Annotated in this window: 12 protein-coding genes and 1 riboswitch; of the genes, 7 read left to right on the forward strand and 5 right to left on the reverse strand. The window is 72.2% G+C overall.

What is annotated here, in order from left to right; translation table 11 throughout:
* The 7 genes from frr to UW392_RS00490 form a co-directional block, all read left to right on the forward strand.
* Positions 1-526 (forward strand): ribosome recycling factor (gene frr / locus UW392_RS00460; protein WP_320772786.1); only part of this gene is annotated, 526 nt, incomplete at its 5' end.
* On the forward strand, positions 526-1,644 hold the full coding sequence (locus UW392_RS00465; protein ID WP_320772787.1) for a phosphatidate cytidylyltransferase: 1,119 nt from the start codon (positions 526-528) through the stop codon (positions 1,642-1,644). The genes frr and UW392_RS00465, both read left to right, overlap by 1 nt.
* Positions 1,645-1,907: 263 nt before the next feature.
* Positions 1,908-3,014, forward strand: coding sequence for a 23S rRNA (adenine(2503)-C(2))-methyltransferase RlmN (rlmN, locus tag UW392_RS00470; protein WP_320772788.1), 1,107 nt, complete (start codon positions 1,908-1,910; stop codon positions 3,012-3,014).
* Between the two features lie 54 nt (positions 3,015-3,068).
* Positions 3,069-3,174: riboswitch (TPP riboswitch) on the forward strand.
* 79 nt (positions 3,175-3,253) lie between these two features.
* Positions 3,254-4,357, forward strand: coding sequence for a thiamine ABC transporter substrate-binding protein (locus tag UW392_RS00475; RefSeq protein ID WP_320772789.1), 1,104 nt, complete (start codon positions 3,254-3,256; stop codon positions 4,355-4,357).
* Positions 4,358-4,416: 59 nt separating this feature from the next.
* On the forward strand, positions 4,417-6,030 hold the full coding sequence (locus UW392_RS00480) for an ABC transporter permease (RefSeq protein ID WP_414495334.1): 1,614 nt from the start codon (positions 4,417-4,419) through the stop codon (positions 6,028-6,030).
* A complete protein-coding gene (locus UW392_RS00485) occupies positions 6,031-7,056 on the forward strand; it encodes an ABC transporter ATP-binding protein (protein WP_320772791.1) in 1,026 nt (341 codons plus the stop codon). It abuts the gene before it with no gap.
* A gap of 25 nt (positions 7,057-7,081) precedes the next feature.
* Positions 7,082-7,882 carry a maleylpyruvate isomerase family mycothiol-dependent enzyme gene (locus tag UW392_RS00490; RefSeq protein WP_414495336.1) on the forward strand — a complete coding sequence of 267 codons (801 nt, stop codon included), beginning with the start codon at positions 7,082-7,084 and terminating at the stop codon, positions 7,880-7,882.
* Positions 7,883-7,998: 116 nt separating this feature from the next.
* Here the strand turns inward: UW392_RS00490 and UW392_RS00495 are convergent, their stop codons facing one another.
* The 5 genes from UW392_RS00495 to UW392_RS00515 all read right to left on the reverse strand — a co-directional run bounded on the left by UW392_RS00495 (position 7,999) and on the right by UW392_RS00515 (position 13,239).
* Positions 7,999-8,688 (reverse strand): LAETG motif-containing sortase-dependent surface protein, encoded by a 690-nt coding sequence (locus tag UW392_RS00495; protein WP_320772793.1) that lies wholly within the window; start codon positions 8,686-8,688, stop codon positions 7,999-8,001.
* Between the two features lie 276 nt (positions 8,689-8,964).
* Positions 8,965-9,372 carry a VOC family protein gene (locus tag UW392_RS00500; protein ID WP_320772794.1) on the reverse strand — a complete coding sequence of 136 codons (408 nt, stop codon included), beginning with the start codon at positions 9,370-9,372 and terminating at the stop codon, positions 8,965-8,967.
* A gap of 97 nt (positions 9,373-9,469) precedes the next feature.
* Positions 9,470-10,903, reverse strand: a complete 1,434-nt coding sequence (locus tag UW392_RS00505; protein WP_320772795.1) for a hypothetical protein — start codon at positions 10,901-10,903, stop codon at positions 9,470-9,472.
* Positions 10,885-11,628 carry an ABC transporter ATP-binding protein gene (locus UW392_RS00510; protein WP_320772796.1) on the reverse strand — a complete coding sequence of 248 codons (744 nt, stop codon included), beginning with the start codon at positions 11,626-11,628 and terminating at the stop codon, positions 10,885-10,887. The genes UW392_RS00505 and UW392_RS00510 overlap by 19 nt, the downstream gene beginning before the upstream one ends.
* Positions 11,629-11,856: 228 nt before the next feature.
* Positions 11,857-13,239, reverse strand: a complete 1,383-nt coding sequence (locus tag UW392_RS00515; protein WP_320772797.1) for an aspartate aminotransferase family protein — start codon at positions 13,237-13,239, stop codon at positions 11,857-11,859.
* Position 13,240 lies beyond the last annotated feature (1 nt).

Genomic DNA, 13,240 nt, shown 5'->3' on the forward strand with positions numbered 1-13,240 from the left:
GAAGATGGAGAAGGCCGTCGTGGTCGCCAAGGAGGACTTCGCCGCGATCCGCACCGGCCGTGCGCACCCGGCGATGTTCAACAAGATCGTGGCCGACTACTACGGCGCGCCGACGCCGATCAACCAGCTGGCCTCGTTCTCGGTGCCGGAGCCGCGCATGGCCGTCGTGACGCCGTTCGACAAGAGCGCGCTGCGCAACATCGAGCAGGCCATCCGCGACTCGGACCTCGGCGTCAACCCGAGCAATGACGGCAACATCATCCGGGTGGTGTTCCCCGAGCTCACCGAGGAGCGCCGCCGCGACTACATCAAGGTCGCCAAGGGCAAGGCGGAGGACTCCAAGGTGTCCATCCGCTCGGTCCGCCGCAAGGCCAAGGACGCCATCGACAAGCTGGTCAAGGACGGCGAGGTCGGCGAGGACGAGGGCCGCCGCGCGGAGAAGGAACTCGACGACACCACCGCGAAGTACGTCGCCCAGGTGGACGAGCTCCTCAAGCACAAGGAAGCCGAGCTGCTCGAGGTCTGATGAACGACTCTTCCTGGGGAGCGCCGCCACAAGCCGGGTACTGGGGGCCGTCCGACCGAGGACCTGTCCAGGGGGCCGCCCCGGCGGGTCCCGCGTACGATGCGCATCAAGCGCAGCAGACTCGGCCCATGCCCATCGTGCCCGACGTCCCCGCGCATGGCGGGAACCAGGATGACGACCGGGGGGCCGCCCGGCCGGGCGGCCCCCCGGTCCGCGACGAGATGCCGCCGGCGCGGTCCCGCAGGGCGGCGCCGCAGGAACCGGAGCCCATGCCCGACGCCCCGCAGCCCGCACCGCAGAAGAAGAGCGCGGGCCGTGACCTGACCGCCGCGATAGGGGTCGGCGTCGGACTCGGCGTGGTGATCGTGGCGTCGCTGTTCATCGTCAAGGCCGTGTTCATCGGTGTCATAGCGGTCGCCGTGGTGGTGGGTCTGTGGGAGCTCACGACGCGCCTGCAGGAGCGCAAGTCCATCAAGGCGCCCCTCGTGCCGCTCGCGGTCGGTGGCGCGGCGATGGTCGTCGCCGGGTACGTGCGGGGTCCGGGCGGCGCGTGGGTGGCGATGGCGCTCACCGCGCTCGCGGTCCTGGTCTGGCGGATGACGGAAGCCCCCGAGGGCTACCTCAAGGACGTCACGGCGGGACTCTTCGCGGCCTTCTACGTACCGTTCCTGGCCACCTTCGTCGCCCTGATGCTCACCGCGGACGACGGCCCGTGGCGGGTCCTGGTGTTCCTGCTGCTGACGGTGGTCAGTGACACGGGCGCGTACGCCGTCGGCTGGCGCTTCGGCAAGCGCAAGCTGGCCCCGCGCATCAGCCCCGGCAAGACCCGCGAGGGACTGTTCGGTGCGATCGCCTTCGCCATGGTCGTGGGCGCGCTGTCCATGCAGTTCCTCATCGACGGCGGCACCTGGTGGCAGGGACTGCTCATGGGCCTCGCCGTTGCCGGCAGCGCCACGCTCGGTGACCTCGGCGAGTCCATGATCAAGCGTGACCTGGGCATCAAGGACATGGGCACCCTGTTGCCGGGCCACGGCGGGATCATGGACCGCCTGGACTCACTGCTCCCCACGGCTCCGGTCGTGTGGCTGCTGATGGTCGCGTTCGTGGGAACGGGCTGACCCGACCCGGGCGCCCGGCCGGCGCTGCTCGTACGTGAGGGGCCCTCCGTCCTGTCGACGGCGGGCCCTTTCGCGCGCCGCGGAGCGGCTCCCGGACGAAGTGGCCGTGTGCCTGCTCGCGTAGCCGAGCCCCCGGGCCGTCCCCGGGCCGTCCTTGGGCCGTCCGGGGACGGCCGGCGCCGACAGCCGGCACCCGGGGGTGACCACCCCCACCCCCGCTCCGGCCCGGGCTGCCGGAGTTGATCTGCGACACTGGACCAGCCATGCCTAAGCCCGGAGAACTCACTTTCGTCGCGCCGCGCGGAGCCAAGAAGCCGCCGCGGCATCTCGCCGACCTCACGCCCGCCGAGCGCAAGGAGGCGGTTGCCGCGGTCGGCGAGAAGCCGTTCCGTGCGAAGCAGCTGTCCCAGCACTACTTCGCGCGGTACGCGCACGACCCGGAGCAGTGGACCGACATCCCCGCCTCCTCCCGCGCCAAGCTCCAGGAGGCACTGCTTCCCGAGCTGATGACGGTCGTGCGGCATCTGTCGACCGACCAGGAAACCACCCGCAAGACCCTGTGGCGGCTCTTCGACGGCACGCTCGTCGAGTCCGTGCTGATGCGTTACCCGGACCGGGTGACCATGTGCATCAGCTCGCAGGCCGGCTGCGGGATGAACTGCCCGTTCTGCGCCACCGGCCAGGCCGGACTCGACCGGAACCTGTCCACCGCCGAGATCGTGCACCAGATCGTGGACGGGATGCGGGCGCTCCGGGACGGGGAGATCCCCGGTGGTCCGGCGCGGCTCAGCAACATCGTCTTCATGGGCATGGGGGAGCCGCTCGCCAACTACAAGCGGGTCGTGGGCGCCATCCGGGCGCTGACCGACCCGGAGCCGGACGGGCTGGGGCTGTCGCAGCGGGGGATCACCGTGTCCACCGTCGGACTGGTCCCGGCCATCAACCGGTTCGCCGACGAGGGCTTCAAGTGCCGGCTCGCCATCTCGCTGCACGCCCCGGACGACGAGCTGCGCGACACCCTCGTCCCCGTGAACACGCGGTGGAAGGTGCGCGAGGTGCTGGACGCCGGGTTCGAGTACGCGGCCAGGTCCGGGCGGCGGCTGTCCATCGAGTACGCGCTCATCCGGGACATCAACGACCAGGCGTGGCGCGGCGACCGCCTCGGGCGGCTGCTCAAGGGCAGGCCCGTGCACGTGAACCTGATCCCGCTCAACCCGACGCCCGGCTCCAAGTGGACCGCCTCGCGGCCCGAGGACGAGAAGGCGTTCGTGGAGGCGATCGCGGCCCACGGGGTGCCGGTCACCGTCCGGGACACCCGCGGTCAGGAGATCGACGGGGCGTGCGGCCAGCTGGCGGCCACCGAGCGGTAGGCAGCGGGCCGTCGTCCGGCCGCGGGGTACGCTGACCGGCGTACACACATCTTCATATTCCGACAGGGGAGCGCCACAGCGCTGAGAGTGCGGGAGCATCCGCAGACCCTCCGAACCTGGCCCAGGTCATTCTGGGTAGGGAGATCGGTCACCACTCGAGCTGTTGCGCCCTGCCCGGGAACCCGCGAGGGTCCCGGGCAGGGCCGCGTCTCTTCCTGGTCATCCCAGGAGGAAAATCAGTGAGCACCAGCACCACCGGCACCACCAGGAAGTGCGCTGCCGTCGTCATCGGCCTGGGGGTCCTCACGCTCGCCGCGTGCGGGTCGTCCGACTCCGGCGGCGGCAGCGGGGACGACGGCGACCCGAAGACCGTCACGCTCGTCAGCCACGACTCCTTCGCCGCCTCCGAGGACGTACTGGAGGCGTTCGAGGAGGAGTCCGGTTACCAGGTCAGGGTGCTGAAGGACGGGGACGCCGGGCAGGCCGTCAACAAGGCGATCCTGACCAAGGACAACCCGCAGGGCGACGTCCTCTTCGGCGTCGACAACACCCTGCTGTCCCGGGCCCTCGACAACGGGCTGTTCCAGCCGTACGAGGCGAAGGAGTCCGACGCCGTCCTGCCGGAGTACCGGGCCGACCAGGACGGGCACCGGGTGACGGCAGTCGACACGGGTGACGTCTGCGTCAACTACGACAAGGCGTACTTCGCGGAGCACGAGCTCGATCCGCCGGCCTCCTTCGACGACCTGGCCGAGCCCGCGTACAAGGACCTCCTCGTCACCTCCAACGCCGCCACCTCCTCCCCGGGTCTCGGTTTCCTCCTCGGCACCGCCGCCGCGTACGGGGACGACCAGTGGCAGGACTACTGGAAGAAGCTCGAGGCCAACGGCGTCAAGGTCGTCGACGGCTGGGAGCAGGCATACAACGAGGAGTTCTCCGGGTCCGCCGGCGGGAAGAAGGCCGGGGGCGAGCGGCCGCTGGTCGTCTCGTACGCCTCCTCGCCGCCCGCCGAGGCGATCTTCGCCGACCCGCAGCCGGAGACCGCGCCGACCGGTGTCGCGACGGGCACCTGCTTCCGGCAGGTGGAGTACGCGGGGCTGCTGAGCAACGCCGGGAACCCCGAGGGCGGCAAGGCGCTCCTGGACTTCATGATCGGCAAGACCTTCCAGGACGACATGCCGCTGAACATGTTCGTCGATCCCGTACGGGAGGGTGCGCAACTGCCGGAGGAGTACCGCAAGTACGCCGTCGAGGTCGACGAACCGGAGACCATGGCGCCGGAGACGATCGCCGAGAACCGTGACGAGTGGGTCAAGGCGTGGACGTCGCTCGTACTGAAGTGAGGTCGTCCCGGGGCAGAGGGAGAAGGCTCCTGCGTCCGAGCGCGGTCCGGCTGGGGCTGATGGCCCTGCCGGTCGCGTTCTTCGCGCTCTTCTTCGCCCGTCCCGTCGCCGCGATCGTCGCGCGCGGGCTGAGGATCGACGGGAACTGGAAGTTCGGGCGCATCGGGGACGTGCTGGCGGACTCCGGGATCCGGCACGTGCTGTGGTTCACCACCTGGCAGGCGCTCGCCTCCACGGCGCTCACCCTGCTGATCGCACTCCCCGGCGCGTACGTCTTCGCGCGCTTCGAGTTCAGGGGCAAGCAGGTCCTGCGCGCGGTCGTCACCGTGCCGTTCGTGCTGCCCACCGTCGTCGTCGGAACCGCCTTCCTGGCCCTGCTGGGGCGCGGCGGGCTGCTCGACGAGCTGTGGGGCGTACGGCTCGACACCACGGTCTGGGCCATCCTGCTCGCCCACGTCTTCTTCAACTACGCGGTCGTCGTGCGCACGGTCGGCGGGCTCTGGTCCCAGCTCGATCCGCGCCAGGAGGAGGCCGCGCGGATGCTCGGTGCGTCCCGCCTCACGGCCTGGCGGAAGGTGACGCTGCCCGCGCTCGGCCCGGCGGTGGCGGCGGCCGCGCTCATGGTCTTCCTCTTCACCTTCACCTCGTTCGGGGTGGTGCAGATCCTGGGCGGGCCGACGTTCGCCACGCTGGAGGTGGAGATCTACCGGCAGACCTCGCAGATCTTCGACCTGTCCACGGCCGCCGTGCTGACGCTCGTGCAGTTCGCGGCGGTCGGTGTGATCCTCGCCGTGCACGCGGCGACGGTACGGCGGCGGGAGACCGCGCTGCGGCTGGTGGACGCCTCGGAGACCGCGCACCGGCCGCGCGGCGCGGGACAGTGGGCGCTGCTCGGCGGCGTCCTGGCCACCGTCGTCCTGCTGCTCGTCCTGCCGCTCGCCGTCCTCGTCCAGCGCTCCCTCGGCGCGCCGGAATTCGCCTACTACAAGGCTCTGACCAGCGACGACGGTGGCGTCTTCCTGGTGGCGCCGATCGAGGCGGTCGTGAACTCGCTGCAGTACGCGCTCGCCGCCACCGTCATCGCCGTCGTCATCGGGGGGCTCGCCGCCGCGGCCCTCGCGCGCCGGGACGCGGGCCGGTTCGTCCGCGGGTTCGACGCGCTGCTCATGCTGCCGCTCGGCGTGTCCGCCGTGACCGTCGGCTTCGGGTTCCTGATCGCGTTGGACGAGCCGCCGCTGGATCTGCGGAGCTCCTGGATCCTGGTGCCGCTGGCGCAGGCGCTGGTCGGCGTCCCCTTCGTGGTACGGACCATGCTGCCGGTGCTGCGGGCCGTGGACACGCGGCTGCGGGAGGCGGCGGCCGTGCTCGGGGCCTCGCCGTGGCGGGTGTGGCGGGAGGTCGACCTGCCGCTGGTGCGGCGGGCGCTGCTGGTCGCGGCCGGGTTCGCGTTCGCGGTGTCCCTGGGCGAGTTCGGGGCGACCGTGTTCATCGCGCGGCCCGACAACCCGACGCTGCCGGTGGCCGTGGCGCGGTTGCTCGGGCGGCCCGGTGACCTCAACTACGGGCAGGCGATGGCCCTGTCGACGATTCTGATGGTGGTGTGTGCGGTGGCGCTGCTGGTGCTGGAGCGGTTGCGGGTTCCGTCCCGTGCGGGTGCGACGGGAGGGTTCTGAATGTTGCTGCGCATCGAGGGAGCGACCGTGCGGTTCGACGGGCGGCCCGTGCTCGATGATGTCGGCCTGGACGTCGCCGAGGGCGAGACCGTGTGCGTGCTCGGCCCCAGCGGCAGCGGCAAGTCGACGCTGCTGCGGGCGGTGGCCGGACTGCAGCAGCTGGACTCGGGGAGCGTGTCGCTCGACGGGCGCGACCAGGCGCGCGTGCCGGCGCACCGGCGCGGGGTCGGTCTGATGTTCCAGGACCACCAGCTGTTCCCGCAGCGGGACGTGGGCGGCAACGTGGCGTTCGGGCTGCGGATGCACGGCTCACCGCGCGGCGAACAGGACGTCCGGGTACGGGAGTTGCTGGAGATCGTGGGGCTGCCGGGCGCCGCGCGGCGGGGGGTGGCCACCCTGTCCGGGGGCGAACAGCAGAGGGTGGCGCTGGCCCGGGCGCTCGCCCCCCGGCCCCGGCTGCTGATGCTGGACGAGCCGCTCGGCCAGCTCGACCGCTCGCTCCGTGAGCGGCTGGTCGTGGAGCTGCGGGAGCTGTTCGGACGGCTCGGCACGACCGTGCTGGCGGTCACGCACGACCAGGGCGAGGCCTTCGCGCTCGCCGACCGGGTGGTGGTGATGCGGGACGGACGGATCGCCCAGTCCGGTACGCCGCTCGAGGTGTGGCAACGGCCCGTGGACGCGTTCGTGGCGCGCTTCCTCGGCTTCGACAACGTGGTCGCGGCGACCGTCGGCGGGCAGGTCGCCGACACCCCCTGGGGCAAGGTCCCGGTGCCCGAGGACTCCCCGCAGGGCCCTGGCGCGCTGCTGGTGCGACCGGCGGGCGTACGGATCGTCGGTGCCGGGGAGGGGCTGCGCTGCACCGTGGCGGCCCGGACGTTCCGGGGCACCCATGTGGCCGTCCACCTGGATCCGCGGGGCGCGCCCCGGCTGGAGGCGGCGTGCGCGCTACGGGATGCGCCGGAGCCCGGGGACGAGGTCGGCGTGGTCTTCGACGGACCCGAAATTGTCGTACTCCAAGGCACTTGAGCCGCTTAAGGTGCGGATCATGACAATGAGCAGGCAAGAGCGTCATGATCGCCATGTCGAGGAGATCGAGCGGCAGGTACGGCAGCTGAGGGTTGTCGTCACCTCCGGCGCCGACCTCGCCGCGAGGGTGCCGACCTGCCCCGACTGGTCCCTGGAGGAGCTGGTGCGCCACACCGGCGGCGCCCTGCGCTGGGTGGACCACATGGTGCGCCTGCGGGCGCCGCGGGAGGTGCCCGAGCCGGAGGTCCCGGGCTACGGGGGTCCGGTGGAACGGGGTGACGCGGCGGCGCTGGACGCGTGGCTCGCGGAGGCCGGACAACTGGTCGTCGGGGCGCTGCGCGAGGCGGGGCCCGACACGCCGGTGTGGACCTGGGCGTGGGAGCGGAACACGGGCTTCTGGGCCCGGCGGGTGACCCACGAGCTGACGATCCACCGCGCGGACGCGACGCTCGCCGCGGGCCTGCCGTACGAGGTGGCGCCGGACGTCGCCGCCGACGCGATCGACGAATGGCTGCAGATCGTCGAGTACGTGCAGCGCACACAGCCGGACGACGCGGCGCGTGAGCTGCGCGGACCGGGCCGCACCCTCCACCTGCACGCGACCGACGCGCCCGCCGGACTGGACGCGGAGTGGGTCGTCGAGCTCACCGAGGAGGGCGTCGTCTGGCGCCGCGGCCACGAGAAGGCGGACGTCGCGCTGCGGGGGCCGCTCACCGAGGTGCTGCTCGCCTTCTACCGTCGCGTCACGCCGGACAGCGGGCGGCTGGAGGTGCTGGGGGAGCGCGAGTTGCTGGAGTTCTGGCTGGAGCGGGCCACCTTCGGCTGAGCCTGTTGCGACCGGTGCCCGGCGCCCTGGGTGCCGAGGGACACGCGAGGGCCCGCCTCCCGGTGTGGGAGGCGGGCCTGGTCGTACGGCGCACGGCCGGTGACGTGCGGGTCGCGTCAGCGGGACGAGGCTCCGCGGCGGCGCATGCCGAAGTACACGGCGCCGCCGCCGGCCACGACGAAGGCGGCCGCGATGCCGACGATCACCGGGGTGTTGGAACCGGCGCCGGTCTCGGCGAGGTTCGACTGCCCGGCGGGCGCGGGGGCGTTGGCGCCCTGCGGCGTCTCGACGTCGTCACCGGGGGCCGCGGGCGCGGTGCTCCCGGACGCCGACGGCGCCGGGTCCTCGGCGGGCGCGGAGGTCTCGGGGGAGGGCTCGTCCGACGGCTGCTCCGGCTGCTCGGGCTCCTCGGCCGGCGGCTGCTCGTCCGAGGAGGCGCACGCCTCGGCGGGCGTGGTCAGGTTCGGCTTGATGTCCTCGTCGACGTAGCCCTCGGCCTTGACGTGGATGCGGTACTCGGCGTTCGGCTGCCAGTCCTCGGAGAACGTGACGGTGACGCCCGCGGCGGTCGCGTTCTCGATCGTCTGCGTACCGACCAGCCGCTCGTCCGCCCCGTTGTTCTCCAGGTAGACGGTGACCTCGGCGGTGACGCCCGACGGGTCGACGTCGGTGACGCTGATGACGCCCTTGCCGGCGGCGTCGCACTCGGCCACGGCCGAGAAGTCACGGATGCTGCAGGCCATGGCGTTGCCCGCGACGCCGAGCACGAGCGCGGCGGAGGCGGAGACAACACCCAGGAATCGCACGGGTCGTGCGATGCGCGGAGATATGGACACGTTTGCCCTTCACGGGAATGCGGGGGGTGAGGCGGGGGCCCCGCCGGTGGCGGTGACGCCCCATGTGGCTCACAGGTTTATAAGCGCGCCATAAGTACTGTCAATCCGACAGAGGTGTCCCGCACACACCTTTGCCCTCTTATTAACTGCCGCGTGGTTTGGGGGCGTTGGAAGCCGGTCGCCCGGGCGGTGCCGAGGCGTGTCCCGACCCCGGCCGCCCGGGCGCGCCGCACCCCGTCCGCCTGCTCAGCCCTGGACGGCCGCCGGGTCCATCCACATGACCTCCCAGGTGTGGCCGTCCAGGTCGTCGAAGGAGCGGCCGTACATGGTGCCGTAGTCCTGGGGGTCGCCGGCCGACGTGCCGCCCGCGGCGATCGCCTTGTCGCAGAGCTCGTCGACCTTCTCGCGGCTCTCGGCGCTCAGACACAGCAGCACCTCGCTGGTCTTCGTGGCGTCCACGAGCTCCTTCTTCGTGAACTCGGCGTAGCGCTGCCTGGTGAGGAGCATCGCGACGATCGTGTCGCTGATGACGACACTGGCGCAGTTGTCGTCGCTGAACTGCGGGTTGATCGTGTAGCCGAGCTCCGTGAAGAACTTCTTCGAGGCGTCGAGGTCGCTGACGGCCAGGTTCACGAAGATCATCTGCTGGTACATGCGCGGTCTCTCCCGTCGGTGGTGATCCGTTCGCAGGGGTAGACGGGAGCACCGCGCGGAACTCATCGGTCGACGCGAACTTGTTCTCGTACGCCGTTCACGGGCTCAGCGGTGCTGCCGCCAGCGCGGCGACCGCCCAGGTCAGCGGGGTGAAGAGAGTGAACAGGGCGCCCGCGCGGAGCAGGGCGGCGCTGCGCAGCATCGTGGCGGGCGCCCCGAGCCGTACCAGGGCCGCGGTGGTGCGCACCCGGGCGTCCCGCGTCTCGACCGTGACAATCACCAGCGTCAGGACGGTGCAGCCGACCACCAGCACACCTCCCAGGACGGTGAACGGGCCGACGGCCAGGCGCGTGCCGGAGTACGCGGTCGCCAGGGTGAAGGCGCCGGAGGCCACCGCGCACAGCACGCCGAGCGGGCGACCGAGCCGCCGCGCCTCCTCCTGCAGCACGCGCCCGGCGAGCAGCCGCAGCGCCCCCGGCCGCACGGCCTGCAGCAGCCACCCGCACAGATGGGTCAGCGCCGGTCCGGCGAGGATCAGCCCGAGGGCGGTGAGCAGCCAGCCGACGAGCACTCCGGCGGAACTGTCCGCGAAGCCGCCGGGGATCACGATGCCGGGGGCGTCGGCGGCCGATGCCGTACGACTCGCGTACGCCTCGATCGTGAGGCCGATCGCGAGGACGGCGACGCCCCAGGGCAGCCCGCCGGGGGCGGTCCGGGGCGCGGTGGAGGCGTACGGGTCCCGTTCCCGCGCCGGGGCGTCCGTGGGGGCTTCAGTGGGAGCGTCGGTGGGAGCGGGCGCCGGAGCGAAGGCGTCCAGTACCGCGGAGAGGGCGTGCGAGCCGTTGCCGCCGCGCCGGGCACCGGCCCGGGCGCGCCTGCGTCCGCCGTGCCGGTTCGTCTCCGTGCGGCGCCCGTCGGCAATGGCCTGCGCGGTCCGCGCGGTCCGTGCGCCGCTGCCGCCGGCTCGTCGCGTGCCGCGCGTTCCCCGGCTGCCCGTCAGCAGCGCCCGCCACGCTCCCGGGCCGCCGGGGAGCAGCGCCAGCGCGACCGTCAAGGACATGGTGACCGGTACCAGCGACAGCAGCGTCAGCGCGGCCGGCAGCGGCAGGGGCGCACCGGGGGCCAGGGCGCGCGCGGCGTCGCCCTCGAAGGGTGCCCTCGCCGGTCCGCCGCGCAGGTACAGGAAGAGCACCAGGGCCAGCAGCGAACCGAGGACGCTGCACAGGGTCGTCGTCATCGCCGAGACGGCCATCAGGCGGCCCGGGCCGAGCCCGATCGCCGACAGCCCCGTGCGGGGCCGGGTGCCCGGATCGGCACGGGCGACCGTCACCGCGAAGTACACCGTGGCCGCGAGGGGCACCGCGCACCAGGCGAGCCTGAGCGCGGACTGGGTGGGGGCCTCCGGGTGGGTGATGGCGTGGCCCAGGACGCACAGCAGCAGGAAGCCCATGCCGCAGGACGCCGCGGTGACCAGGAGGCGGCGCAGCTGGACGGCGGGCAGCGCGCCGCGGGCTAGACGGAGAGCGAGCACGCGGTCCGGCCTTCCGCCTCGGCCCCGGGAAGGTGGGGGAGGTGGAGGGTGGTCACCTGCCGTCCGTCCAGCAGGGTCACCGTGCGGTCGGCGAGCTCGGCGGTGTCCGCGTCGTGCGTGGCGAGGACGACCGTGATGCCGTGCGAGCGGGCCGCCGTGGTGAGGGTGCGCAGGACGTGGGCGCGTTCGGCGCGGTGCAGCGGTGCGGTGGGCTCGTCGGCGAACAGGACGGTGGGGGTGCCGGCCAGGGCGCGGGCGACGACCACGCGCTGGCGCTCGGAGTGCAGCAGGGCGTACGGCCGCTTGCGGGCGCAGCCGCCGATGTCCAGGCGCTCCAGCCACTCCAGGGCGGCCTTCTTGGCGGCGCGGTGCCCGGTACCGCGCAGCATCAGCGGCAGGGCCGCGTTCTCCCAGGCGGTCAGCTCGGGCACGAGGACCGGCTCGGGGTCGATCCAGCCGAACCGGTCGCGGCGCAGCCGCTCGCGGGCGAACGCGGCCATCGTGTGCACCGGTGTGCTGTTGAACCACACCTCGCCCTCCTGCGGGCGGAACTGGCCCGACAGACAGCGCAGCAGCGTGGTCTTGCCGCTGCCGCGCGGGCCGCTGACGGCGAGGATCTCGCCCTCGCGGACCCCGATCGATACGCCGCGCAGCGCGGGGGAGCCGTTGTGCGCGTGGGTGAGGGCGCGTGCCCAGAGCACGTCGCTGTCCGGCTGGGCCACCATGGGCGTACACCTCGGTTCGGATCAGGATGCCGTGGGGAGTCCCCCGTACGGGGGAACGAAGGCGGGGCCGATCGGTTACAGGCACGCTAGGCAGCGGTCGGAGCCGGGCCGGACAGTACGCGGCCCCGGGCCGCCGTTTCTCACTCGAACGGAGGGCACCGGGGCCGTTATTGATCATCAAGGCATCAAGGCATCAAGGCATCAAGGCGGAAGATCGGCATTCCGCGCTCACAGCTTCGTCCACGCCTCCGTCAGCGTCGCGCGCAGGATCTGCTCGATCTCGTCGAAGGTCCCCTGGTCGGAGATGAGCGGCGGCGCGAGCTGGACGACGGGGTCGCCGCGGTCGTCCGCGCGGCAGTACAGGCCGTTGTCGAAGAGCGCCGTGGAGAGGAAGCCGTACAGGATCCGCTCGGTCTCCTCCGCGTCGAAGGTCTCCTTGGTGGCCTTGTCCTTGACCAGCTCGATCCCGTAGAAGAAGCCGTCGCCGCGGACGTCGCCGACGATCGGCAGGTCGTGGAGCCTCTCCAGGGTGGAGCGGAAGGCTGCCTCGTGGTCGAGGACGTGCCGGTTGAGGCCCTCGCGTTCGAACAGGTCGAGGTTGGCGAGGGCGACGGCCGCGGAGACCGGGTGGCCGCCGAAGGTGTACCCGTGCGGGAAGGTGTTGCCGCCCCGGTAGAACGGCTCGGCGATCCGGTCGGAGACGAGGCACGCGCCGATCGGGGAGTAGCCCGAGGTCATGCCCTTGGCGCAGGTGATCATGTCCGGGACGTAGCCGAACCTGTCGCAGGCGAACATCGTGCCGAGCCGCCCGAACGCGCAGATCACCTCGTCGGAGACGAGCAGCACGTCGTGCCGGTCGCAGATCTCGCGCACCCGCTGGAAGTAGCCGGGCGGGGGCGGGAAGCAGCCACCGGCGTTCTGCACCGGCTCCAGGAAGACGGCCGCGACCGTGTCCGGGCCCTCGAAGAGGATCTGCTGTTCGATCTGGTCGGCGGCCCAGCGGCCGAACGCCTCGGGGTCGTCGCCGTGGATCGGGGCGCGGTAGATGTTGGTGTTCGGAACCTTGTGCGCGCCGGGGACCAGCGGCTCGAACGGGGCCTTCAGCGCGGGCAGTCCGGTGAGGGACAGGGCGCCGTGCGGGGTGCCGTGGTAGGCGATGGCCCGGGATATGACCTTGTGCTTGCCCGGCTTGCCCGTGAGCTTGAAGTACTGCTTGGCGAGCTTCCAGGCGGTCTCCACGGCCTCGCCGCCGCCGGTGGTGAAGAAGACCTTGTCCAGGTCGCCGGGCGCGTGGTGCGCGAGGCGCTCGGCCAGCTCGACGGCGCTCGGGTGGGCGTAGGACCAGATGGGGAAGAAGGCCAGCTCCCGAGCCTGCCGGGCCGCCGTCTCCGCCAGCTCGGCGCGCCCGTGGCCCGCCTGCACCACGAACAGCCCGGCGAGACCGTCCAGGTAGCGCTTGCCCCGGTCGTCGTAGATGTGGGTGCCCTCGCCCCGCACGATGGTGGGGACGGGGGCGTTCTCGTACGAGGACATGCGGGTGAAGTGCATCCACAGGTGGTCGTACGCGGTGCGGCCGAGGTCCTGCCGCTCGTTCCGTCCGGCGGTGCTCATG

It is taken from the genome of Streptomyces sp. CRN 30, assembly GCF_034105845.1.

Coding starts and splice junctions, on each gene's coding strand:
- UW392_RS00490 (WP_414495336.1), top strand. CDS start 7,082: ATGAGCAGGCAAGAGCGTCATGATCGCCATGTCGAGGAGATCGAGCGG.
- UW392_RS00480 (WP_414495334.1), top strand. CDS start 4,417: ATGGCCCTGCCGGTCGCGTTCTTCGCGCTCTTCTTCGCCCGTCCCGTC.
- UW392_RS00510 (WP_320772796.1), bottom strand. CDS start 11,628: ATGGTGGCCCAGCCGGACAGCGACGTGCTCTGGGCACGCGCCCTCACC.
- rlmN (WP_320772788.1), top strand. CDS start 1,908: ATGCCTAAGCCCGGAGAACTCACTTTCGTCGCGCCGCGCGGAGCCAAG.
- UW392_RS00485 (WP_320772791.1), top strand. CDS start 6,031: ATGTTGCTGCGCATCGAGGGAGCGACCGTGCGGTTCGACGGGCGGCCC.
- UW392_RS00515 (WP_320772797.1), bottom strand. CDS start 13,239: ATGAGCACCGCCGGACGGAACGAGCGGCAGGACCTCGGCCGCACCGCG.
- UW392_RS00465 (WP_320772787.1), top strand. CDS start 526: ATGAACGACTCTTCCTGGGGAGCGCCGCCACAAGCCGGGTACTGGGGG.
- UW392_RS00500 (WP_320772794.1), bottom strand. CDS start 9,372: ATGTACCAGCAGATGATCTTCGTGAACCTGGCCGTCAGCGACCTCGAC.